At 42.4% G+C, this 24,466-nt stretch carries 19 protein-coding genes; 9 read left to right on the plus strand and 10 right to left on the minus strand.

The annotated features are described in order from the left end of the window. Positions 1-92: 92 nt before the first annotated feature. The 10 genes from D469_RS0110155 to rpmH form a co-directional block, all read right to left on the minus strand. Positions 93-947: a ParB/RepB/Spo0J family partition protein gene (locus tag D469_RS0110155; RefSeq protein ID WP_018923282.1), complete on the minus strand. Its 855-nt coding sequence runs from the start codon at positions 945-947 to the stop codon at positions 93-95. Further along, complete coding sequence (locus D469_RS0110160) at positions 940-1,701, minus strand: ParA family protein (RefSeq protein ID WP_018923283.1); 762 nt, start codon at positions 1,699-1,701, stop codon at positions 940-942. The genes D469_RS0110155 and D469_RS0110160 overlap by 8 nt, the downstream gene beginning before the upstream one ends. A gap of 514 nt (positions 1,702-2,215) precedes the next feature. After that, entirely contained in the window at positions 2,216-3,079 is an 864-nt protein-coding gene (gene noc / locus D469_RS0110165; RefSeq protein ID WP_018923284.1) for a nucleoid occlusion protein, read from the minus strand. Positions 3,080-3,236: 157 nt separating this feature from the next. Then, the gene (gene rsmG / locus D469_RS0110170) at positions 3,237-3,956 is read right to left on the minus strand and encodes a 16S rRNA (guanine(527)-N(7))-methyltransferase RsmG (protein ID WP_018923285.1); all 720 of its coding nucleotides are present in this window, start codon (positions 3,954-3,956) and stop codon (positions 3,237-3,239) included. A 253-nt stretch (positions 3,957-4,209) separates the two neighbouring features. After that, positions 4,210-6,117 (minus strand): tRNA uridine-5-carboxymethylaminomethyl(34) synthesis enzyme MnmG, encoded by a 1,908-nt coding sequence (mnmG, locus tag D469_RS0110175; RefSeq protein WP_018923286.1) that lies wholly within the window; start codon positions 6,115-6,117, stop codon positions 4,210-4,212. Positions 6,118-6,140: 23 nt separating this feature from the next. Then, a complete protein-coding gene (gene mnmE, locus D469_RS0110180) occupies positions 6,141-7,517 on the minus strand; it encodes a tRNA uridine-5-carboxymethylaminomethyl(34) synthesis GTPase MnmE (protein WP_018923287.1) in 1,377 nt (458 codons plus the stop codon). Between the two features lie 864 nt (positions 7,518-8,381). Further along, positions 8,382-8,999 (minus strand): RNA-binding cell elongation regulator Jag/EloR, encoded by a 618-nt coding sequence (gene jag, locus D469_RS0110190; protein WP_018923289.1) that lies wholly within the window; start codon positions 8,997-8,999, stop codon positions 8,382-8,384. A gap of 2 nt (positions 9,000-9,001) precedes the next feature. Further along, positions 9,002-9,787, minus strand: coding sequence for a YidC family membrane integrase SpoIIIJ (gene spoIIIJ, locus D469_RS0110195; RefSeq protein WP_018923290.1), 786 nt, complete (start codon positions 9,785-9,787; stop codon positions 9,002-9,004). A gap of 192 nt (positions 9,788-9,979) precedes the next feature. Continuing rightward, the gene (gene rnpA, locus D469_RS0110200; protein ID WP_026286198.1) at positions 9,980-10,333 is read right to left on the minus strand and encodes a ribonuclease P protein component; all 354 of its coding nucleotides are present in this window, start codon (positions 10,331-10,333) and stop codon (positions 9,980-9,982) included. 451 nt (positions 10,334-10,784) lie between these two features. After that, the gene (gene rpmH, locus D469_RS0110205) at positions 10,785-10,922 is read right to left on the minus strand and encodes a 50S ribosomal protein L34 (RefSeq protein WP_018923292.1); all 138 of its coding nucleotides are present in this window, start codon (positions 10,920-10,922) and stop codon (positions 10,785-10,787) included. 632 nt (positions 10,923-11,554) lie between these two features. Between rpmH and dnaA the strand changes: the two genes are divergently transcribed. From dnaA to guaB, 9 genes are all read left to right on the plus strand, one after another. Continuing rightward, on the plus strand, positions 11,555-12,907 hold the full coding sequence (dnaA, locus tag D469_RS0110210) for a chromosomal replication initiator protein DnaA (protein WP_018923293.1): 1,353 nt from the start codon (positions 11,555-11,557) through the stop codon (positions 12,905-12,907). 151 nt (positions 12,908-13,058) lie between these two features. Continuing rightward, the gene (gene dnaN, locus D469_RS0110215; protein WP_018923294.1) at positions 13,059-14,201 is read left to right on the plus strand and encodes a DNA polymerase III subunit beta; all 1,143 of its coding nucleotides are present in this window, start codon (positions 13,059-13,061) and stop codon (positions 14,199-14,201) included. Between the two features lie 528 nt (positions 14,202-14,729). Then, on the plus strand, positions 14,730-14,951 hold the full coding sequence (gene yaaA / locus D469_RS0110220) for a S4 domain-containing protein YaaA (RefSeq protein WP_018923295.1): 222 nt from the start codon (positions 14,730-14,732) through the stop codon (positions 14,949-14,951). A gap of 13 nt (positions 14,952-14,964) precedes the next feature. Continuing rightward, positions 14,965-16,092 carry a DNA replication/repair protein RecF gene (gene recF / locus D469_RS0110225; RefSeq protein WP_018923296.1) on the plus strand — a complete coding sequence of 376 codons (1,128 nt, stop codon included), beginning with the start codon at positions 14,965-14,967 and terminating at the stop codon, positions 16,090-16,092. After that, positions 16,093-16,383 carry an extracellular matrix regulator RemB gene (gene remB, locus D469_RS0110230; protein WP_018923297.1) on the plus strand — a complete coding sequence of 97 codons (291 nt, stop codon included), beginning with the start codon at positions 16,093-16,095 and terminating at the stop codon, positions 16,381-16,383. 208 nt (positions 16,384-16,591) lie between these two features. Next, positions 16,592-18,514, plus strand: a complete 1,923-nt coding sequence (gene gyrB, locus D469_RS0110235) for a DNA topoisomerase (ATP-hydrolyzing) subunit B (protein ID WP_018923298.1) — start codon at positions 16,592-16,594, stop codon at positions 18,512-18,514. Positions 18,515-18,568: 54 nt separating this feature from the next. Next, positions 18,569-21,076, plus strand: coding sequence for a DNA gyrase subunit A (gyrA, locus tag D469_RS0110240; protein WP_018923299.1), 2,508 nt, complete (start codon positions 18,569-18,571; stop codon positions 21,074-21,076). Positions 21,077-21,107: 31 nt separating this feature from the next. Beyond that, positions 21,108-22,208, plus strand: a complete 1,101-nt coding sequence (locus D469_RS0110245; RefSeq protein WP_018923300.1) for an HD-GYP domain-containing protein — start codon at positions 21,108-21,110, stop codon at positions 22,206-22,208. A gap of 346 nt (positions 22,209-22,554) precedes the next feature. Beyond that, positions 22,555-24,012: an IMP dehydrogenase gene (gene guaB / locus D469_RS0110250; RefSeq protein ID WP_018923301.1), complete on the plus strand. Its 1,458-nt coding sequence runs from the start codon at positions 22,555-22,557 to the stop codon at positions 24,010-24,012. Positions 24,013-24,466: the final 454 nt, after the last annotated feature.

Consider the following 24,466-nt stretch of genomic DNA (forward strand, 5'->3'; position numbering starts at 1 on the left):
GACTCCGTTGACCTTACTTTTCCTTTATCTAGAAAAAGTGTTGTAGGCCTTCGTTGAGCCAGTCTCCTAAGCAATATAATGCACAGGTACTTTTATTGTTCATCGTCTTGCCCGATTAATTCCAATATTCGTGCAAGGTCATCCTCAGTAAAAAATTCAATCTCAATTTTTCCTTTTTTCTTGCCTTGTTTAATGGAAACCGAAGTTCCAAAATAAGAGCCCAGTGTTTCTTCTTGATGTTTTACATAAGGGGAAACATTCTTTTTCTTTTTAGATGTTTCACGTGAAACACGGCCATTCATTTGTTGTACAAGCTCTTCTGCTTGTCTAACATTCAATCCTTTTTTCTCTATCACTTTTGCTGCTTCTTCAAGTTGTTCTGGCCGTTTTAAGCCAAGCAGAGCGCGTCCGTGTCCCATCGATAATTGTTTGTTTACAATTCTTTTTTGAATTGATGGTGGCAATTGGATAAGCCGGAGATGATTAGCAATGTGGGGTCGGCTTTTTCCCAGTCTTTTTGCTAACGCCTCTTGCGTCACATTCAACTGAGTCATCAATCGTTCATAAGCTTCTGCTTCTTCTAATGGATTCAAGTCCTCTCGTTGTAAGTTCTCAATGAGCGCAATTTCCATCATTTTTTCATCAGTTAAATCTTTAACAACTGCTGGAACTTTTTCAAGTTTTAATTCTTGAGCTGCGCGAAATCTGCGTTCTCCAACTACAATTTCATAGCCTTTGATACTTTTCCGAACAATAATAGGCTGAAGAATACCATGGGTCTTAACAGAGGACTTTAACTCATTAATAGCTTCTTTTGGAAATGTTTTTCGCGGTTGATAGGGATTTGGGCGCAGCTCTTTTACTGGAATGTCTTGAACTACGTCTTCCTGCTCTTCCCATCCCTCTGGAAAAAATGCACTTAGACCTTTACCCAAACCTCTAGACACCAGCAACCACTTCCTTCGCTAAATTAAGATAAACATCTGCTCCTCTAGAACGAGGATCATATTCGACGATCGGTTTGCCATGACTTGGAGCTTCTCCAAGTCTTACATTTCGAGGAATGACTGTTTCGTATACTTTATCCTGAAAATACTTTTTCACTTCTTCAATGACTTGCAAGCCTAAATTAGTACGGGCATCAAGCATTGTGAGCAATACGCCTTCTATAGCAAGGTTGGTATTTAAATGCTTCTGAACAAGCCGCACCGTATTTAAAAGCTGACTTAACCCTTCGAGAGCGTAATATTCACATTGAACAGGAATAATAACGGAGTCAGCTGCTGTTAAAGCATTAATCGTTAAGAGACCGAGTGAAGGCGGACAATCTATAATGATGTAATCATATTGATCACTTAATGAGGCAAGTCCTTTTTGCAAACGAACTTCTCTAGATATTGTAGGTACAAGCTCGATTTCTGCCCCTGACAACTGAATAGTAGCTGGAAGTACATCCAGCCGCTCTACTGAAGAAGGGTGGATCAATTCTGTCGCTGTTGCTTCTTCAACGAGCAAGTTGTACACACAGCGGTCAACATCGCCTTTTTCTACTCCTGCGCCACTCGTTGCATTCCCTTGAGGATCTATGTCTACAAGTAACACGTGATGGCCGATGCTTGCTAAGCTTGCACTTATATTTACCGATGAGGTAGTCTTTCCGACACCGCCTTTTTGGTTAGCAATGGCAATTCGTTTTGTCACCTTTTCACCTTCTTTCTCATAGAAAAACTTGCTTTTGCTTAAGCTCGAAAAGCATAGCCTTTTCTACTTCTCTTCGCCCCTATAGCTGTTAAACTCGTTAATGGAAGAAAAGTGAGAGACAATTTGTTATTGGTGCTTTGCTCGATACAAAGGGCCGAAAAGTTCCCCTTACCCTGGACGCCTCTCTCAAACATTGAAACACCTTTTTTGGTTGTTGACGACAGGTCTTTATGTATCTCTGCAAAAATCTTTTGGCATTCTTATCTATTTTATCATGTAACTCAGGAAATTTCGCTGTAGATTTTTAACTGTGCTTCAAATGAGGGAAACATCAGCATTCAACCAAGCATCTTTTACCCAGGGTGTCGGGGAATATATTTTTGTTTTCATTATTTGGTATGAAAAGAGGTGGGTTAAGACGAAAAAAGAACCTTCGTTCTAGCTTTCTACCTAAGCTGATTTTTCGCCTAAGTAAAAAACTGCCTGATGTATCCAGGATACAAGCAGTGCAGTTTTATCGTTTTGGCACACGGATTTTGAACTCTATATAATCGTCGTGCTCCTCTTCGTTTGTTTCAAGCGACATCCCAGTTTTCTCTACCATATCAAGAGATTGACGAATTGTATTTAAAGCTAAGCGCGTATCTTTTGCATAAAGCTTGCGTGTTGATTTTTTCTTGGCTGGTTTTTCAGTTAAATCATCTGTAGGCTCTGCTTTTAACTCTATTATCCGTTCTTCTGTCTGTTTGACGTTTAATTCACCATCAATAATCTCACGAAGAAGCAGCTCCTGTTTGTCTACTTCTTTTAAGCCGAGCATGGCACGGGCATGACGTTCTGAAATACTTCGGTTCATCAACGCATTTTGCACGGATGTTGGTAAATGAAGCAGCCGCAGTTTATTCGCTACCGTAGACTGTCCTTTTCCCAGACGCTGAGCTAGACTTTCTTGTGTTAACCCTTGTAATTCAATTAAACGTGCATAAGCGTGAGCTTCCTCAACCGCAGTCAGGCCTTCTCTCTGCAAATTTTCAATTAAAGCTAAACTAGCCGTGATCGTATCATTATAATCTTTAATTAAAGCAGGAATTTCTCCCCATTCCAACAACTTTATAGCTCGAAAACGACGCTCGCCAGCAATAATTTCATACTCCCCATTACGTTCGCGCACTGTAATAGGCTGCAATAATCCATGCGTACGAATCGATTGTGCCAATTCAGCAATTTTATCTTCTTCAAAGATTTCCCGAGGTTGAAAAGGGTTTGGTACTACTTGCTCAATAGGAAGGTTCTGGACGTAAGCTTCATCTACCTTCTCTTCTTCTAACTCTTCGCTGCCATCACCGAGACCAAAGAAACGCTGTAGCGAATGTTTCACTGCCTTCCACCACCTTCAAATAGCTACAATAGGAAAGTTTTCGATAAATAAATATAAAAATCCTTCTCCCACTTACCGGTATATTTTATAAAATTTACGAGTAGAATGACCTGCGTCATATTGTACCACGGCAAGAAAAGATGTCCATATCGAAACGTCAGCTTAACGGCTTTTTGGCAGGAGTGCCAGGCTTTCTAGGATATTTAGCAGGCGTTTTGTGCGATTTTCGGACCCGAAGTATATGACGTTCACTTTTCTCTTCTGGCAAAAAAGTTTCATACGTTTTCTCAAACGTTCCGCCTAGTTGCATGGCAGCAACCTCTCCTTCTTTCCTCTCCTCTTTACCTTCTGCGCCTTTCATGGCCAAAAACATTCCATTTTCTTTTACAAAAGGAAGACATAGCTCTAATAATACCGGCATTCTTGCCACTGCCCGGGAAAGAGCAAGGTCATACTGCTCCCGATGCTCTTTGACTTTCCCTAATTCTTCTGCCCGGCTATGCAAAGCTCTAAATCCGCTAATACCTAACTTGGAAGCCAGGTGGTCCAGAAAAGTCATACGTTTTTTTAAAGAGTCAACAATGACAATATCCACATGTGGATAAATAATTTTCAATGGCACACTCGGAAATCCGGCTCCCGCTCCAATATCCACAACCTTGTTTACCTGCGTAAAATCATAAGCAAATGCAGCCGTGAGGGAGTCATAGAAATGTTTTTCATATACTTCATTTTCCTCGGTAATGCCAGTTAAATTCATTTTTTCATTCCAGCTTACAAGCGTTTCATAATAAACTTGAAATTGTTCAATTTGGTGGGCAGAAAGTGTGAGATGGTTAGCTTCCACCCATTGTTTAAATGTTTCAGTGGCTGTCATGTAGTATCTTCCCTTTCGGCTTAAAGTCTTTTTTAGGATGGCTTCTAGTAAAAGAGCTAGTGACAATCTGATAATTGCGTTATAACTAAGGTTTGCTGCTCTGTGATATTCTTAGTTATCAAGGTCTACTCTTGTTTAAACTGAGCCACATCAACAAACTTTTACTTAAGTGTAACAAAAAAAGGCCCGTGCTTTCTTCTAGCACGGACCTCTCATGTCAAAAAAGTCGTAAAGTAGTTACGAACTACGTGTTTTATGCGTTCGCTTTTTCAGCTACTTCTTCTGCAGTTGCTTGACGACCCTGCTCTAAATAGACCAGTAAAATGGAAATATCCGCTGGATTTACTCCAGATACCCGGGAAGCCTGCCCTACAGAGATCGGACGAACTTCTTCTAGCTTCTGTCGAGCTTCATTGGCTAGTCCTGAGATTTCGCCGTAATCAATCCACTCTGGTATTTTCTTTTCTTCCATCTTTTTCATACGGTCGACTTGTTCCATTTGCTTGGCAATATAGCCCTCGTATTTCGTTTTGATTTCCACCTGTTCACAGACATCAGGCGGCAACTGGGTTTCAGGAGGCACAATCTCTATCACTTCTGCATAGCCAAGTTCCGGCCGCTTTAATAAATGTGCAGCCGAGACCGCTTCTTTCATCGGGGAAGATCCGTTTTGTTCCAAAACCTTCTGTACATCTTCGTTCGGTTTGATGATTGTTTTCTCCAAACGCTTTTTCTCCGCTTCAATCGCTGCTTTTTTCCCTTGGAAACGCTCGTAACGTTCCTCAGAAATAAGGCCGATTTCATAACCCAAATCAGTTAAGCGCAGGTCCGCATTATCGTGGCGCAAGAGCAAACGATATTCCGCCCGGGACGTTAACAAACGGTATGGCTCATTGGTACCTTTTGTGACGAGGTCATCAATGAGAACACCAATGTAACCATCAGAACGATTCAGAATAACTCCTTCTTTGTCCTGAGCTTTGCGGGCTGCATTGATGCCTGCCATGATTCCTTGTCCCGCTGCTTCCTCGTAGCCGGAAGTGCCATTAATTTGGCCGGCGGTAAACAGGCCGGGCATTTTTTTCGTTTCAAGTGTCGGCCACAGCTGGGTTGGTACAATTGCATCGTACTCAATCGCATAACCCGGACGCATCATCCGTACATTTTCCAATCCTGGAATAGTTTTTAAAATGTCAAATTGAACGTCTTCCGGAAGACTGGTTGAAAGTCCCTGCACGTATACTTCCGACGTATGGCGGCCTTCTGGTTCAAGGAAGATTTGATGGCTCGGCTTGTCGTGGAAGCGGACGATCTTATCCTCGATCGATGGGCAGTAGCGAGGTCCCGTGCCTTCGACCATGCCGGAATACATCGCGGAACGCTGCAAATTATTATTAATTAATTCATGCGTTTTTTCACCAGTGTACGTTAGCCAGCACGGAAGCTGATCAGTGATATATTTAACTGTTTCGTATGAAAAGGCCCGCGGGGTGTCGTCTCCGGGCTGAATTTCTGTTTTATCATAATCAATCGAATTTCCATTTACGCGTGGAGGGGTTCCGGTTTTGAATCGTACCATCTCAAAACCAAGGTCCTGCATATGGTAAGACAAGTTAACCGAAGGCTGCATGTTATTTGGCCCGCTGTCATACTTCAAATCTCCCATAATGATACTTCCGCGCAAATAAGTGCCGGTCGTAACGATCACTGACGGCGCGCGGTAAGAAGCACCGGTGTTGGTGATAACTCCTTTGCATTCACCATCCTCCACGAGCAACTCTTCCACCATTCCCTGGCGAAGCAGAAGGTTTTCTTCCTCTTCAATCGTTTTTTTCATTTCCTGCTGATATAAGAATTTATCTGCTTGGGCCCGTAGCGCGCGCACAGCCGGACCTTTCCCAGTATTTAACATTCTCATTTGAATGTGTGTTTTATCAATGTTTCTCGCCATTTCACCGCCGAGCGCGTCAATTTCCCGCACGACGATGCCTTTTGCTGGTCCGCCTACCGACGGATTGCAGGGCATGAAGGCAACTGCATCCAAGTTTAGCGTAAGCATCAAGGTTTTTGCTCCCATACGAGCTGAGGCAAGACCTGCTTCTACACCAGCATGACCAGCACCAATAACGATCACATCAAAATTTCCACCATCATATGACATGTCGCTTTCCTCCTTCAATCTATTTATTTTCCTAAGCAAAACTGCGAAAACAGTTGGTCAATTAAATGGTCCGGTGCATTTTCTCCCACGATCTCGCCTAAATGTTCCCAGGCCCGCGTAATATCAATCTGTACCATATCAATAGGCACATCAATCTCCGCTGCCTGCAACGCTTCTTCAATTGCTCCCTGAGCATGGCGTAGCTGCGCGATATGACGGGCATTTGAGACATAACTTAAATCGCTCGCTTCTACCCCTTCGGTAAAGAAGAGATGAGAAATCGCTTGCTCGAGTGCATCTACTCCTTCATCCTGCAGAAGCGAAGTATAGATGATCGGCCGATCGTTTGCAAGCCGTTTTACCTGCTCCATGTCTACTGACATTTGCAAGTCTGTTTTATTTAACACAATAACAGCATTCATGCCTTCAATCGCTTCAAATAAGGCTTCATCTTCTACCGTTAATTCTTCAGCTGCATTAATGACTAAGAGAATTAATTCGGCATCTTTTAATACCTGCCGGGAGCGTTCTACACCAATTTTTTCAACGATGTCTTCGGTTTCCCGAATTCCAGCGGTGTCAATAAGCTGAAGCGGCACCCCACGAACGTTCACGTATTCTTCAAGCACATCTCGGGTGGTCCCGGGCACATCCGTAACAATCGCTTTGTTTTCGTGTACGAGACTATTCATAAGCGATGATTTCCCGACATTCGGACGCCCGATAATAGCAGTTTCCAGGCCTTCACGAAGAATTTTACCTTGTTTGGCGGTCTGGAGAAGTTGTTCGATTTCTCCTTTTACGTTCTCTGCTTTTTCCTTTAAGGTCATCATCGTCAAATCTTCAGCGTCGTATTCGGGGTAATCGATATTTACTTCCACGTGAGCCACTGTCTCTAAAAGCTCCTGCCGCAAGCGGCGGACTTGGTCAGCCAAACGGCCTTCTACCTGCTTTAACGCCACGTTCATGGCCCGGTCAGTTTTGGCACGGATCAGGTCCATGACTCCTTCTGCTTGAGAAAGGTCAATGCGGCCATTTAAAAAGGCACGCTTCGTAAATTCTCCCGGCTCCGCCAAACGCGCCCCTTGATCCAACACGAGCTGGAGGACTCGGTTAACCGAAACTACGCCACCGTGGCAATTGATTTCAATTACATCTTCGGTTGTAAATGTGCGAGGAGCGCGCAGCACAGAAACCATCACTTCTTCAATCGGTTCATTATCCTCTGGTTCAATAAGCTTACCGTAATGAATGGTGTGACTTTCTGCTTCACGCAGCGTGATGCGCCCCCGAAAAATTTTATCTCCAATAGCGAGGGCTTCATCCCCGCTTATACGAACAATCGCAATCGCCCCTTCTCCTGACGGGGTCGATATAGCAGCAATCGTATCAAATTCCATAACCTCACCTCCTAAATAGAAAAGCGCAGGGCGCCTGAACATTGGCGCAGAGCCCTTCTCTCCCACCGAGGAGGAGGCGTCCACCGCAGTGTGGGAGAAAGGGATCTCAAGCCAATGGTGCCCGGAGCTGGACAGAAAAGCGGAGGCGCCTTGCTCAGAGGCGACAAGTTTTTCAGCACCTGCACAGAGGAGCAAGCTCCTCGAAGTCAGGGGCAGAAAAAACCTCGAGCATCTAGGCGCCGCAGCTGGACAGAAAAGCGGAGCGGGCTTGATTAGCGAGGCAGAGCTCTTCTCTCCCACCGAGCGGACGCGTCCGCTCGGTGGGAGAAAGAGATCTCAAGTCGTTAGCCCGCGCAGCTGGACAACGAAAAGCGCAGGGCGCCTCCGTGGCCAAGATTAATATATATCATAAACAGACTGTGATTATTTACTTCTTAACTTCCTAACAATATAGAATACCATAAGGGGTTGAAAAGACCAAAGGAAATTTCAGCTATTTTCTTAAATAAAGTGAAAAAATCAGTGCTAAACCTTTCCGCCTCTACGGCTTAGATGATTGCGGACATTCTTCAGCCGCCCATGTTCCCGCTGTTGCTGCCTCCCGAATCGACTAGGTTTTGGATTACCAACGATTATGAAGACCGTTGTTCCACGTTTTGAAAAAAAGCAGTTTATTTTTAAAGGAGTAGAGGCCAGGTCGTTCGTCCGCGGAAATTGAAAAACTAACGACATCTGGTTGCTAAAAAAGCGTTATGGTTGATTCGAAACCCGTCTGCCTCTTTCTATTTACATAGAAAAACCAGCCGGAAGGCAAAAACTCCTTTTCGGCTGGTCCTTTTAAAAAGCTCTTATTATTTTTGCTATCTACTCCGGCTCTATTACAATATGCCGTTTTGGCTCATCTCCATTGGAATACGTGTTGATTCCTTTCTTGTTTTGCAGAGCCTGATGGATAATTTTCCGATCTCTTGCATTCATCGGTTCAAGTGAAATAGTATGACGTCGGCCAAGAGCCTCTTCTGCCTTGCGAGCAGCAAGCTGTTCTAAAGCCTGTTTTCGCTTCTTACGGTACCCTTCAGCATCTAATGAAATATAGTAGGATTGATCGCTGGACTGGTTTGCTGCCATATTGACTAACGTTTCTAAAGCATCTAATGTTTGGCCTCTTTTCCCAATTAGAACACCTAAGTCTGTTCCTTCAACGTGCAGGATAGCCTCTTTGTTTTTTTGTTCAAAAATAGAGACGGTGGCCTCTACCATTATGTCATTTAATACATCAGTTAAGAATGTCTTAGCAACTTCTATTGGGTGTGGCTCGTAATAGGCGTCGATAATTGCTTCTTTTTTGCCAAATCCCAAGAAACCTTTCTTTGCTTCTTGAATCACTGTGTATTTCACTTTATCTCTAGAGATGTGAAGGTCTTTTGCTGCTTGTTCAAGTGCAAGTTCAACCGTATGAGCAAAAACACGTACACTTTTCACAATTACTTCGCTCCTCCCGCTTTTGCATCTTCTTTTTTCTGCTTAGAAGGTCCAGTAATAAAGTACGTTTGTACAATCATAAAGATGTTACCGATTACCCAGTAGAGCGCAAGCGCCGCCGGGAAGAAAAAGGCAAAGACTGTAATCATAATCGGCATCATGTAAAGAAGAATTTGCATTTGTGGGTTTGCTTGAACCATCATCATTTTTTGTTGCAAGAACGTAGTGATTCCAGCAATAAGCGGTAGAATGAAATCTGGCTCACCCAGCGGGAACCACAAGAAATGTTCACCCTGAATAGCTTCCGTTCGCATAATCGCATGGTAAAAAGCGATTAAGATAGGCATTTGAATCAAAATAGGGAAACAACCAGCGAGCGGATTAACACCGCGTTCCTGGAAGAGAGACATCGTTTCCTGCTGCAGTTTTTGCTGTGTCTTTTGATCTTTGGCACTATACTTTTCACGTAGCTTCTGCATTTCGGGTTGTATTTCTTGCATAGCTTTGGCACTTTTCGTTTGTTTGATCATAAGCGGCAAAATCAATATACGTAAAAGTATCGTAACGAGTACGATTGCTAATCCATAACCTGCGTCATTCCCAAAGAATTCAGCGAAGCTAATAATCAGCCATGATAATGGATAAACAAAATAAGTAGCCCAAAAGCCATCGACTTCTGTAATACGGTCTCCCGATTCATCTGTAACCGGCGTATTGATATCGAAACAGCCTGTCAATAAAACAGTGAGGGCTATAAACACCAGTGACAGTAATAGCTTTTTTCTCACGGTCTTTCCTCCTAGCATCTATTTAGACATTGATCTCCTACCTTTTCATGATAGAAAAACATATCCACTACTTTTAACACTCTTTATTTTAGACTTTCGGAATTAAGAAATAAAGTCTAATTCTTTGAGTGAAACAGTGACAAACCGGTGAATGATATAGAACACATAAATATGAAAGGAACAGTGCTGCAATTAAATCTCATTTTCATGGTTCCATACTTTAGCTCGTTTCATGACGTGAATAAAGCTTCGTTCTAATTGCTGAAAAGATAATTGCAGGACTGGTTTTCTTGCTATAAGTACATAATCTTTTTCAGGATGTAAGTGAGTTTGATGGATACGCACCAATTCCCGCATTTTACGTTTCATTTGATTTCGTGTTACGGCATTGCCGAGCTTTTTTCCTACAGTAAACCCTGCTCGAAGATGAGGCTGTCCAGGTTTATCCAGCACATATACAACAAATTGTTGATTTGCATAAGAGGTACCATTTTGAAAAACAGCACTAAATTCTTCACTTTTCTTGATTCGATACTCTTTTTTCACATTCTCACCTGCTTTCGCCTCTTCTAACACCTCTTTTGGTTTCAAGAGACGAAATTGATCTTAATTCTATATAAAAGGCTCTGTTAAACGTTGTTAATTTTCGCTTCTGGCTGGTTGCACTACGGACACTAGTGCGACTTCGGCGTTATCTTCACCACGTTTGCTCAACCGTACCTTCTTGGCGGGGACGCATCTAGATCGTCTTCTGCACTCTGCACCTTCAGGGCGCCCTACCCCGTATTCACGCAGCCATCCCTCACCTTCCGCTTCAACTAAACACTGGCCTTTAACAGAGCCGCACAAAAGAAAAGCGTAAAGAAAACTCGCTTAATAGCGAGCTTCTAGTAAGTAAACAGTTTCTACATACTACATTCTTTCATTATATTAATTCGGCCGTTTCTATCCTTTTTCCTTTTTGTAGTGAAAAAAAGACCACTAAATATCAGTGGTCTTAAGCGGATAGCACCTTACGTCCTTTGCGGCGACGGCGCTGTAAAACTTGGCGTCCATTTTTAGTACTCATGCGGGCACGAAATCCGTGCTCTTTTTTACGCTTACGGTTATTCGGTTGAAATGTCGGTTTACCCATGTATTCGCACCTCCCTGAGGTAGTAATTTCAGTCTAAACATTCCCGTAAATTATAAATACTTCTTTCTTCAGTGTCAAGGTGGTTCTGAATAAGAGATTTTTGTATGTAATGCCAAACTTCTTCTTTCTCCCGTTACCTTTTCCATTTCAGGTTGTGCACAACTTTTTCATATGTCTGCAGTTATCGACAAGGTTATCGACAAATTGCGCACATACCCGAAGCCTGTGTATAATTTTTTATCACAGTTTTATGGCTATGTGGATAACTTTCATGTATCATTGATTTAACAGGCTATCTTTGATATGATTATTATGTTTTTCGGTGAACAACTTCTGAATGAACTCTCTCACTATCCACAACTTATCCACTCTTGTGGATATGTCAATACACAAACTTCTAACACTATTATCCACAACTCTGTGTACTTTATTGATAAGACTGTTTTCTACTATAGTAATTTAAATGGGGATAGCATCTCTTTATAACATTGGATGCATGTTTATTCGACATGATTATCTAATTGTTGTTCAGCTGATAGCTTCCTTCTTCTTTTCCAGGAGACGGAAGCTTTTCTTATCGTTTCGTACATAGAACGAATGGAACAAATTATTGCATAAGGAGGGTGGCATGATTGGAAAATTTGACGGACTTGTGGGATCAAGCTCTTGAATCGATCAAAGAGAAGGTTAGTAAACCGAGCTTTGAAACTTGGTTAAAGTCGACGAAGGCTACTGCGCTAGAAGATGAAACCATCACTATTACAGCTCCAAACGAATTTGCCCGTGACTGGCTTGAAAACAGGTATTCTCATATCATCTCTGAAACACTGAAAGAAGTAACAGGTGCTGAGCTTCACGTAAAGTTTATTATCCCCGAAGCGGAAGATGAGCAAGATTTGTTTATCGAACAGGAGCAGAATAAACGTCCGCCAAAACGCCAGGTTCCAGAAGATGAATCTCCAAACAGCATGTTAAATGACAAATACACCTTTGATACATTTGTTATTGGTTCTGGGAACCGCTTTGCCCATGCAGCTTCTTTAGCAGTGGCAGAAGCACCCGCAAAAGCGTATAATCCTTTATTTATTTACGGTGGTGTAGGACTCGGAAAAACCCACTTAATGCATGCAATTGGCCATTATGTGATTTCTCATAATCCCGAAGCACGTGTAGTTTATTTATCTTCAGAAAAATTCACGAATGAATTTATTAATGCCATACGAGATAACCGTGCAGTCAACTTTCGCAATAAGTATAGGAATGTAGACGTGCTGCTAATTGATGATATTCAATTTTTAGCTGGAAAAGAACAAACGCAGGAAGAATTTTTCCATACCTTTAATGCTTTACATGAAGAAAGCAAACAGATTGTCATTTCCAGTGATCGCCCGCCAAAAGAAATTCCAACTTTAGAAGATCGCTTACGTTCTCGTTTTGAGTGGGGGCTTATTACTGACATTACCCCTCCTGACCTAGAAACAAGAATCGCCATATTGCGCAAAAAAGCGAAAGCAGAAAAACTAGATATACCAAATGAGGTTATGCTCTATATTGCCAACCAAATTGATACTAATATTCGTGAACTTGAAGGGGCGCTTATCCGCGTGGTTGCCTATTCTTCATTAGTCAATGAAGATATGAACGCCGACCTAGCTGCTGAAGCATTAAAAGATATTATTCCAAATGCAAAGCCTAAAGTCATTACGATTAAAGATATCCAACACAAAGTTGCTGAATACTATGAAGTAAAACAGGAAGAGATCACAGCAAAAAAGCGGACAAAAAGCATTGCGTTTGCGCGTCAAGTAGCTATGTACCTCTCCCGCGAATTAACAGATTCCTCTCTGCCTAAGATCGGAGATGAATTTGGGGGACGTGATCATACGACAGTCATTCATGCGCATGAAAAAATCACATCAGTTATGAGCGACAAGCCAGCTGTTTCAGATCAAATTGAAGAATTAAAAGAAAAACTTAAAATGTGAATAACCTCTTTTAAAACCATTCAGTTGCGCACAGGTTGTCCACATGTGAATATCTTTGTTTACCGTTGGCTCATTGGAGTTATCCACACTACAAACACCTCCTACTACTACTACTATTTTTTATATTATTAATAATAAAGGGGTCATAAGAATGAAATTCAGTATTGAAAGAGAAGCATTTGTCCACGCCGTTCAGCACGTAGATAAAGCGATCTCTTCTCGAACAACGATTCCTATTTTAACCGGGATTAAACTTGAAGCAGCTGATGACGGACTATTTCTTACTGGTAGTGATTCAGATGTTTCGATTGAAGCTTTTATTCCTCAAGCCGATGAAGAAAAAGAATATATTTCGTTAAAAGAACCTGGAAGTGTTGTTCTACAGGCTAAATTTTTTGTTGATATTATAAAAAAGCTGCCAGGGGCAACGATTGAAATCGAAGTACAAGACCAATTTGCAGCAACAGTACGATCAGACTCAGTTGTATTTAACTTAAATGGATTAGACCCGGAAGAGTATCCACGCCTTCCTAAATTAACAGAAGAGCAAACATTTACTCTGCCTCAACACCTATTAAAAGACATGATTCGACAAACGTCTTTTGCAGTGTCCACTCAGGAAACACGCCCGGTGTTGACAGGTGTAAACTTTAGCATTGATGGACAAACGTTAACCTGTACAGCGACGGACAGTCACCGCTTGGCAATGCGAACAGCTCAAGTTGAAGCAAGCGAAACCCCATTACAAATTTCAAATGTGGTAATACCGGGAAAAGGGTTGAATGAGCTAAATAAAATTCTTGAAGATAGTGAAGAAACGATTGATGTTGTCATTACAGAAACACAGGTTCTTTTTAAATTTAAGAATCTACTTTTCTTTTCACGTTTGCTTGATGGAAAATATCCAGTAACAGATAATATGATCCCGACGCAGTCCAAGACGAGTTTTTCCATCCAGACAAAAGAACTTTTACAATCGCTTGAACGAGCGCTGTTGCTTTCAAAAGAAGCAAAGAACAATGTGATTAATGTGAAGGCAGAAGGAAATAACTTGATTGAGGTTTCCTCCGTATCAGCAGAGGTTGGAAAAGTACAAGAAAATGTGAACGTAGAAGGGTTTGAAGGAGAAGAACTGCGTATTTCCTTCAATGGGAAAAATATTATGGATGCACTTCGAGTTATCGATAGCGAAACGATTCATATCCAATTCACGGGGGCAATGAGTCCCTTTGTTGTTCGTCCAACAGACCATGAGCAGATGCTGCACCTTTTCTCTCCGGTGAGAACGTATTAATCGTTTTTATAGCAAATGAGTTCCTTTGCTGGACTCATTTGCTTTTTATTTTTAATCCTGTTAGAGGGAGTGCTGATTGAAACAAAAGGCGAGGCGACATCAAACGAGCGCGAAGCGAAGGGAAAGCAGATAACGTACAGGTGCCTACAGTTAACACGAGTAGCCAGAGGTGCAAACCACCCGATTTGCCAGAACCTTATAAAAAAATGGAGGGCGTTCGTGTTTCTTTCACTTTTATTTCACCTACCTATTTGCGTTCTATTCTCAGTCTAGTAAAATGGAGAGAGGAGTGCAGGATCGAATTTATTTTTGTACTAGCTGCAATCGGAAAATAAGAGGCTGTCAAGAAACAGCTACAGTTCAGCAGCTTTTTTGAGTACGGCAGGTTAAGAAAGATAAAGTGCTTAAAGACTTAGTGTAGAAAGAACCCTTCTCCCATTTAGCACTGGGGTGCTCAAACAGTCTGGTTTTCCAGAAATAAAGGGTTCTATCGGCGTGTTGTAGAATGTGTTGAGGAGGATCAGACGAATGGCTGAATCAATTGAAATTCAGAGCTCTTATATTACCCTGGGTCAATTTTTAAAAGAAGCGGCGGTCATAGATACTGGTGGTATGGCAAAGTGGTTCCTTAGTGAATTTGCGGTAATCGTGAATGGGGAAGCAGAAGACCGGCGTGGACGTAAACTTTACCCTGGGGATGAGATCTACGTAGAAGAAGCTGGAACCTTTAAAGTCGTCCAGGGATCTTAAAGGGTTTTTAGCTGTGTACATTGAATCGCTCCACCTAAAACAGTTTCGTAATTACAAACAGCTCTCAATAAACTTTGAAGATACTGTGAATGTAATTGTAGGGGAAAATGCTCAGGGAAAAACAAATTTGATGGAAGCCATCTACCTTTTGGCGTTGGCTAAATCTCATCGAACGTCTAAAGATAAAGAGCTCATGAACTGGGAAGAAAAACAAGCAATGATTTCTGGCCACGTCGAAAAACGAACGGGACCTCTCTCACTCGAGGTAATCTTGTCTTCACGCGGTAAACGGGTGAAAGTCAATGAGTTGGAACAACGAAAACTAAGTGAATATATTGGTGCGATGAATGTAGTTATGTTTGCACCCGAGGATTTGAATCTTGTAAAAGGCGGCCCGATCATGAGGCGCCGTTTTATTGATATGGAACTAGGGCAGACAAGTCCTGTTTATCTCCATGACCTGGCAATGTACAATCGAATTTTAAAGCAGCGTAATCAGTTGTTAAAAGATTGGCAAGGGTCGCCAAATGATCCAGGCATGATGCTTGAGGTAATGAATGACCAATTGGCAGAAGCGGCAGCAAAAGTTGTGCATAGAAGACTCCGCTTTCTTTCTTCCTTGGAAAAATGGGCTTCAGAGCTCCATGCCGGGATTAGCAGAGATGCTGAAAGCTTGGAGCTTGGATATGTGCCCACTGCGGAGGTATCGGATGATACAGATATGCCAACAATGGTAAAAGCATACCAGGACTCTCTTTTGAACAAGAGGGAACAAGAAAGGCGCCGCGGCACCTCTTTGGTTGGCCCTCATCGCGAAGATCTTGTTTTGAAAGTGAATGAGCGCAATGTCCAGACATATGGCTCTCAAGGTCAACAACGTACAGCGGCATTAGCTTTAAAGCTGGCGGAAATTGAACTAATTGGTGAAGAGATCGGTGATTACCCCATCTTATTGTTAGATGATGTACTTTCAGAATTAGATACACACCGGAGGTCTCATTTACTAAATACCATTCAAGGAAAGGTGCAAACGTTTGTGACTTCAACGAGTGTTGAAGGCATTGAACATCAAACACTTTCAAAAGCGACTGTATTTGAAGTAGCAAACGGAGCCATAGAGCGATTGGAAAGAGGTGTTTAGATGTTTATTCATTTAGGCGGCGATGAAGTGATCCGCTCTAAAGATGTTATCGCTATTCTCGATTATGATTCAAACGAGGCAGATGGAATTACAGTTGAATTCTTACAGGCAAAATCAAAACAAGATGTAATTATCATCTCTGAAGATCTGACGAAATCAGTAGTAGTAACAGAAAGCTATGTATATTATTCACCGATCTCCTCTTTAACGTTAAAACGAAGGGCCCAAGTGATCAGTGAATTTGAAGATTATACAGAAAACGAAGAAGAAAACACAGAAGAAGAAAAGTAGAAAGCAGGAAATAAGAGGCAGAGACTGACAAGCGTGGGAACTAAAAACAGTTGGAAGAAGGAAATGATTTCTATGAACCCTTGTTTATGCTCAATTATTCCTTAAACAAGGTTTACTTTTCTTGCTCAGTTGCAAGCCGGTAAAGTGCGAAGGATCTTTTGTTTTTAATTTAGTTAAGATTTCCTTTCTAGGAAGTGAAGGTGAAACTATGTCAGCAAATGAACAATCGTATGATGAAAGTCAAATACAGGTCTTAGAAGGTCTAGAGGCTGTGCGGAAACGGCCTGGTATGTATATTGGTTCTACAGCTAGCCGAGGCTTGCACCATCTAGTGTGGGAAATCGTGGATAACAGTATTGATGAAGCAATGGGCGGCTATTGTGACGAGATCACAATCAAAGTTGGGACCGACAACTCTGTAACTGTTCAAGATAACGGTAGAGGGGTTCCAGTAGGAATGCATGAAAAAGCAGGAAGACCTGCTGTTGAAGTGATCATGACAGTTCTTCACGCAGGAGGTAAATTTGGAGGCGGCGGTTATAAAGTTTCTGGCGGCCTTCATGGGGTCGGGGCTTCGGTAGTAAACGCTCTATCCACTTCTCTTGATATTGAAGTACACCGAGATGGACAAATATATAAACAGAATTATGCCAAAGGCGTGCCGCAAACGGACCTTGAGGTAGCAGGAACAAGCGACAAGACCGGTACGATTATTACTTTTTCACCGGACCCAGAGATCTTTGAAGAAACGACGACATTTGATTACGACACGCTTGCTATTCGTTTGCGTGAATTAGCTTTTCTAAATAAAGGCTTGCGTATTCATTTTGTTGACGAGCGGGTGGAAGATGAAACGACCCGACATGTGGAGTACTATTATGAAGGTGGAATTGCTTCTTTCGTGGAATATTTAAACCGTTCTAAAGAAGTACTCCATGAAGAACCAATTTACATCGAAAGTGAAAAAGACGGCGTAATTGTAGAAGTTGCTGTCCAATACAATGACAGTTTTGCCAGTAATATATACTCGTTTGCCAATAATATTAGTACACATGAGGGCGGGACCCATGAGTCTGGATTTAAAACAGGCTTAACCCGGGTTATCAATGATTATGCTCGTAAAAACAATCTTTTTAAAGACAATGACCCGAACCTTGTCGGAGACGATGTGCGTGAAGGCTTGACAGCGATCATCTCGGTCAAGTTAGAGGACCCGCAGTTTGAAGGACAAACGAAAACGAAACTCGGCAATAGTGAAGCGAGAACAATTACAGATTCATTGTTTTCTGATCATTTTTACCGCTTCTTAAATGAGCATCCTGATACAGGGCGCCGCGTTGTAGAAAAAGGACTTATGGCTTCAAGAGCGCGCGAAGCTGCCAAAAAGGCCCGTGAGCTCACGCGCAGAAAAAGCGCGCTTGAAGTGAGCTCTTTACCTGGTAAGTTAGCCGATTGTTCATCGAAAGATGCTTCAATTAGTGAATTATATATCGTGGAGGGGGATTCTGCAGGCGGTTCTGCTAAGCAAGGACGTGACCGTCATTTTCAAGCGATCTTGCCACTGCGAGGAAAAATAATCAACGTCGAAAAAGCACGTCTTGATAAAATTTTAGCAAACAATGAAATTCGCGCCATTATTACAGCGTTGGGAACAGGAATTGGCGAGGAGTTTGATATTGAAAAGGCTCGTTACCACCGCATTATTATTATGACTGACGCTGATGTGGATGGCGCTCATATTCGGACGTTAATCTTAACGTTCTTATACCGTTACATGCGTCCGTTGATTGAAAAGGGATATGTCTATATTGCTCAGCCCCCTCTCTATCAAATTAAACAAGGAAAAAATATTCAATATGCTTACGTGGAACGAGAACTAGAGGAAGTACTAGCAAGAATTCCAAGTCAGCCGAAACCAAATATTCAGCGTTACAAAGGACTAGGCGAAATGAATGCGACCCAGCTGTGGGAAACGACCATGGACCCTGAAGGCCGGACGGTTCTGCAAGTTACGCTTGAAGACGCGATGAAGGCGGATGAAGTGTTTGAAACATTAATGGGCGACCAGGTTGAGCCGCGCCGTGATTTTATACAAGAAAATGCTCACTATGTTCAGAATTTGGATGTGTAATCGTGCCCGTCGACAGGTAAGTGACTTTCTGACGGATTAACGGAGGTTGTAGGAATGGCCGAGAATGAATCAAGAGTGCATGAAATAAATATTAGTCAGGAAATGCAGACATCATTTTTAGACTATGCGATGAGCGTCATTGTAAGTCGCGCCCTTCCTGATGTAAGAGATGGATTGAAGCCGGTACATCGGCGGATTTTATATGCGATGAGTGAGCTTGGGATTACAGCTGATAAGTCATATAAAAAATCAGCCCGGATTGTGGGCGATGTAATCGGTAAGTATCATCCGCATGGGGATTCCGCTGTTTATGAAACGATGGTACGGATGGCGCAAGATTTTAGTTACCGCTACATGCTTGTTGATGGGCATGGGAACTTTGGTTCCATCGATGGGGACGCAGCTGCTGCGATGCGTTATACAGAAGCACGCATGTCCAAAATCTCGATGGAAATGGTACGAGATATTAACAAAGACACGATAGATTACCAGGACAATTATGATGGGGCGGAAAAGGAGCCTATTGTTCTTCCTGCAAAGTTTCCTAATCTCCTTGTAAATGGAGCGGCAGGAATTGCTGTCGGTATGGCAACCAACATTCCTCCTCACCAGTTGGGCGAGGTGATTGACGGGGTGCTTGCCTTAAGCGAAGACCCGGACCTTACCGTAGCAGACTTAATGGAACATATCCCCGGACCAGATTTTCCTACTGCAGCTACGATACTGGGAAGAAGCGGGATTAAAAAAGCTTACCAAACCGGCAGAGGTTCGATTACGATACGAGCAAAAGCTGAAATTGAAGAATATGCAAATGGCAAGTCTTCAATTATCGTTACCGAACTGCCGTACCAAGTAAATAAAGCGAAGCTTGTAGAAAAGATTGCCGAACTTGTCCGCGACAAAAAATTAGACGGGATCACCGACTTGCGTGATGAATCGGACCGCTCTGGCATGCGGGTTGTTATTGAGCTCAGAAAGGATGCAAATGCGAACGTCCTGCTTAATAATTTATACAAGCACACGGCTTTGCAGACGAGCTTTGGCATCAATTTGTTAGCGCTCGTAGATGGACGCCCAGAAGTCTTGACGTTAAAAGAATGTTTAACCCATTATTTGGATCATCAGAAAGAAGTTATTCGACGTAGAACAGCCTTCGAACTTCGTAAAGCTGAAGCAAGAGCTCATATTTTAGAAGGTCTTCGCGTGGCTTTAGACCATCTGGACGATGTGATTGAGCTTATCCGTCAGTCACAAACGACTGACATCGCACGTGAAGGGTTAATGTCGACATATGAGTTAAGCTATGATCAAGCTCAGGCTATCCTGGATATGCGCCTTCAGCGTTTAACAGGGCTTGAACGGGATAAAATTGAACAGGAATACAAAGAGCTGATTGAAAGAATAGCTGATTTAAAAGCTATTTTAGCAAGCGAAGAACGAGTGCTTGAGATCATTCGTACCGAACTCAAAGAATTGAAAGAAAAGTATAATGATGAACGAAAAACAACAATCGAAGCCGGGGAAAACTTGATTGAGGATGAAGATCTCATTCCTCGCCAGGATGTAGTCATCACGATTACTCATAATGGCTACGTAAAGCGGATGCCGCTGGATACGTATCGCAGCCAGCGCCGGGGTGGAAAAGGCGTGCAGGGAATGGGAACAAATGACGGTGATTTTGTAGAACATTTGTTTACTACTCATTCGCACAAGACGATCCTTTTCTTTACGAATAAAGGAAAAGTTTATCGCTTAAAAGCATATGAAATCCCTGAATTAAAACGAACAGCAAAAGGCATACCAGCTATCAATCTAATTCAAATTGATGCAGGAGAAACGATCAGTACAGTCATTCCAATTGAAGATTTCTCCGATGACGAGCACCTTTTCTTCCTTACAAAACAAGGTGTGGCCAAACGTACTACCCTATCAGCTTATTCGAATATTCGTCGGGGAGGTTTGTTTGCTATTTCCTTGCGCGAAGATGACGAATTGCACGGTGTGCGCTTGACGACAGGCGAAGAAGAGTTGATGATCGGCACGCAGTACGGCAATGCCATTCGCATTGATGAAAAGGATGTCCGTGTGATGGGGCGTACAGCTTCCGGAGTAAAAGCTATCTCACTAAGTCCTTCTGATGAAGTGATTGGAATGGATATGATTGAGCCCGATTCTGACGTTCTTCTGGTTACTAGCAGAGGCTTTGGTAAACGCACCTCGACTGAAGAATTTAAGACACAGCGCCGTGGTGGAAAAGGGTTAAAAGCTGTTTCACTTGCAGAAAAAACAGGTCATGTCGTGAGTTTGCGCGTCTTGACCAAAGGCTATGATCTAATGGTTATAACAGAAAATGGCGTTCTCATCCGCATGGATGCAGATGAAATCTCCCAGTACAGCCGCTATGCCCAAGGCGTTCGTCTAATTCGGGTAGGAGAAGACGAAGAAGTTTCAACGGTGGCGCCAGTTGAAACATCAGAAGATGAAACTGACACCGAAGAAGCAGAAGATGTAACTGAAGAAGAGGCAAATGAAGAAGCGTTAACTGATGAAGAAGATCAATAATTCAGCTAACTAAGAAGAAAGGGGCGGACGGATGCTTACAGTCTATCGGGATCAGGTAAAAGAAGGATGCATTTTGGCTGCCGATGTAATGGCTGTTACTCCTCAGCCCCTCATTCCTCAGCATACTGTTTTAACAGAACAGCACTTAGAGGTGCTGAAGGCTTTTTTGGTTTCACAAGTAACCGTAGAAGAAATGATGATTGATGGCAGTACGTTTCAGCCAGAAACTAACATATCGCCACCAGAGGATGAAACACCTGAAAAAGTAGAGCTTAACCCAAATGCCAGTTTTAAAAAAGACTATTTAACGGCCGTTCAGACGTACAAAGAGTGGTTTAAAAAGTGGCAAGAGGGAGCAAATGTGAACATTACGGCTGTGCGTAATACGATGCTTCCTTTAATTGAAAAGGTGCTAGAGAGGCCACAAAAGGCGTTGCATTTATATCATTACAGCACGAGAGACGAATACATTTTTCATCATGCGGTGGCAACTGGATTGCTTGCTTCCGTTCTTGCTAAAAAAATGAATCGGGAATGGAAAGAGTGTTTGCAAGTCGGAATCGCTGGAGCCCTATGTGATTGTGGGATGTCCCAAATTCCCTTTCAAATTTTTGTTAAAAGGGAAGCTATGACAAAGACAGAATACGAAGAAATGAAAAATCATCCGTATCACAGCTATAGGATGGTGAAAAAATCTGGCCAAGTAGGAAATGAAGTATTAGTAGGCATTTTACAACACCACGAACGAGAAGACGGGTCTGGTTATCCGTTGGCAGTGAATCATCAAAAAATTCACATGTATAGCCGCATATTAGCTGTGGCGGATGTATTTCATGCTATTAGCTCTGAACGGCGCCATCGCCATAAGCAATCACCGTATAAAGCGCTCGATATATTGGCTAGAGATGAATTTGGAAAATTTTATCCACCGGCGGTCCAGGCACTTACTGATTATTTGTTAACCTATTCAATTGGAACTTCTGTTCTTCTAACAAATGGGGAAAAAGCAGAAGTCATGTACATCGACCCAAAAGATCCGACTCGTCCGACCGTACAATTAGAAGATTCAAAACTGATTACGCAGTTAACAGGCAAGGACAATGTATATATTGCTGGAATATTTGCTGATTAACAGGAGAACAAAACAAACCAGCCGTGATGAAGCATATCGTTTCTTGCGGCTGGTTTTCTCATGGTCTTTTTGCTGAGGTGACAAAAAGAATGCAGATATTACGAGGATAATGAGTGGGGGTTTAAAAACGTCTGGACCCGGCCTAGCCATTCGCATTCAACGTTCACTTCACTATCAGAAAATAGATGACTTGTTCTTTACTTAGCTTCTTTGATTTTTTAAAATGTTTTGACTTCAAGCCATCACTCTTGTTCGTATCATAAAACGTGATAAGATAGTAAAAATACCTTTTGTGTAGTTACGAGCTATCGGAATAAAAAAGGAATCTTAAAAAGGGGTGGAGATTTTGCGCAGCGATAAGTTTGAGAAAGAAGGTTTGACTTTTGACGATGTATTGCTTATGCCAGCGAGGTCTGACATTCATCCAAGAGACGTTGAAGTAAAGACAAAGCTCACTGACAAGCTTCCGTTAAATGTACCGATTGTCAGCGCAGGAATGGACACTGTAACTGAAGCGGAAATGGCAATTGCTATGGCTCGGGAAGGCGGGCTTGGCATCATTCATAAAAATATGTCTGTGGAAGAGCAGGCAGAAATGATCGATCGAGTGAAACGGTCCGAAAGTGGTGTGATTACTAACCCGTTTTTCCTTACAAAAGACCGGCAAGTGTACGATGCCGAACATCTCATGGGAAAATATCGAATTTCTGGTGTGCCAATTGTTGATGACGAGCAAAAGTTAATTGGTATTATTACTAATCGTGATTTACGCTTTATTGAAGATTATTCTCTGTTAATTGACGAGGTCATGACTAAAAATAACCTAGTAACAGCACCGGTAGGCACTACGTTAAAAGAAGCAGAACAAGTAATGCAGAAACACAAAATTGAAAAGTTGCCGCTTGTAGATAATGAACAGACCCTAAAAGGGTTATATACGATTAAAGATATCGAAAAAGTAATTGAATTTCCTCATTCTGCCAAAGATGAGCAAGGACGCTTGCTTGTGGGAGCGGCTGTTGGTGTGGCGCACGATACGGCTGTACGCGTAAAAGCGCTAGTAGAAGCAGGTGCTGATGCGCTCGTGATTGATACAGCTCATGGTCATTCTAAAGGGGTCCTCGACCAAATTACGCAAATCCGCGAAGAGTATCCAGATGTCACGTTGATTGCCGGCAATGTTGCCACAGCTGCTGGAACGCGAGATTTAATCAAAGCGGGGGTAGATGTTGTTAAAGTTGGAATTGGCCCAGGCTCTATTTGTACGACCCGAGTAGTAGCTGGTGTAGGGGTACCTCAAGTAACAGCTGTTTATGATTGCGCAAAAGAAGCTGCTAAGCATGATGTGCCAATTATTGCTGATGGCGGTATCAAGTACTCAGGTGATATTGTGAAAGCTCTTGCTTCCGGTGGACATGCTGTGATGCTCGGAAGTTTATTAGCCGGTGTAAGTGAAAGTCCCGGTGAACGAGTGATTTTCCAAGGACGTCAATTCAAAGTGTACCGGGGCATGGGTTCAATGGGAGCAATGGAAAAAGGGAGTAAAGACCGCTATTTCCAAGAGGAAAGCCAGAAACTAGTGCCGGAAGGGATTGAAGGAAGAATCCCTTATAAAGGACCGCTAGCAGATAGTATCCATCAACTCGTTGGAGGCATTCGTGCAGGTATGGGTTACTGCGGTACAAGGACTCTCGAGGATCTGCGGGAAGATGGCCAATTTGTCCGTATTACAAATGCTGGGTTAACAGAAAGTCATCCACATGATGTACAAATAACCAAGGAAGCTCCAAATTACAGTTTGTAAGGGCACCCTCCTCTATAAACACCAGAAGGAGAAATGAGGCAGAAAAGCTTTTAATTTCATGGCTTTGGTAACGAGCGGTTGATCACGATCTATTTATAACGACAAAACAATATGAGGGCGGTAAACGTATTACCAATGTGCCCACGTAATGCGTTATGCGTATATGCCGTGATCTTACCAAAGCCTCTTTCTTAAGAACTTTTCCCATTTTATTATTTCCCGGGAAAAGTTCTTTTTATTTTCTAGGCTCTGTAAGGGGGGATAAAGAAAGTTTTTATAGAGGGTATGGGCAAAACTCTTATAGAACGAGGTGCGGAAAAAATTAATTTATCGAGAGTTACATTCATTCTTCCATTCACCTTACTTTGAGAAGTAGTGAGCAAAGCTCGAAGCGGTTTGCCGACTTCTTCACCAAAAACAAGGTTGTGTACGTTCTCAACCTCTTTATACAAGT

This window comes from Salsuginibacillus kocurii DSM 18087 (genome assembly GCF_000377705.1).
Classification (GTDB): Bacteria; Bacillota; Bacilli; order Bacillales; family Marinococcaceae; genus Salsuginibacillus; species Salsuginibacillus kocurii.

Coding starts and splice junctions, on each gene's coding strand:
- rsmG (WP_018923285.1), bottom strand. CDS start 3,956: ATGACAGCCACTGAAACATTTAAACAATGGGTGGAAGCTAACCATCTC.
- mnmG (WP_018923286.1), bottom strand. CDS start 6,117: ATGTCATATGATGGTGGAAATTTTGATGTGATCGTTATTGGTGCTGGT.
- mnmE (WP_018923287.1), bottom strand. CDS start 7,517: ATGGAATTTGATACGATTGCTGCTATATCGACCCCGTCAGGAGAAGGG.
- rpmH (WP_018923292.1), bottom strand. CDS start 10,922: ATGGGTAAACCGACATTTCAACCGAATAACCGTAAGCGTAAAAAAGAG.
- dnaN (WP_018923294.1), top strand. CDS start 13,059: ATGAAATTCAGTATTGAAAGAGAAGCATTTGTCCACGCCGTTCAGCAC.
- yaaA (WP_018923295.1), top strand. CDS start 14,730: ATGGCTGAATCAATTGAAATTCAGAGCTCTTATATTACCCTGGGTCAA.
- remB (WP_018923297.1), top strand. CDS start 16,093: ATGTTTATTCATTTAGGCGGCGATGAAGTGATCCGCTCTAAAGATGTT.
- gyrB (WP_018923298.1), top strand. CDS start 16,592: ATGTCAGCAAATGAACAATCGTATGATGAAAGTCAAATACAGGTCTTA.
- gyrA (WP_018923299.1), top strand. CDS start 18,569: ATGGCCGAGAATGAATCAAGAGTGCATGAAATAAATATTAGTCAGGAA.
- D469_RS0110245 (WP_018923300.1), top strand. CDS start 21,108: ATGCTTACAGTCTATCGGGATCAGGTAAAAGAAGGATGCATTTTGGCT.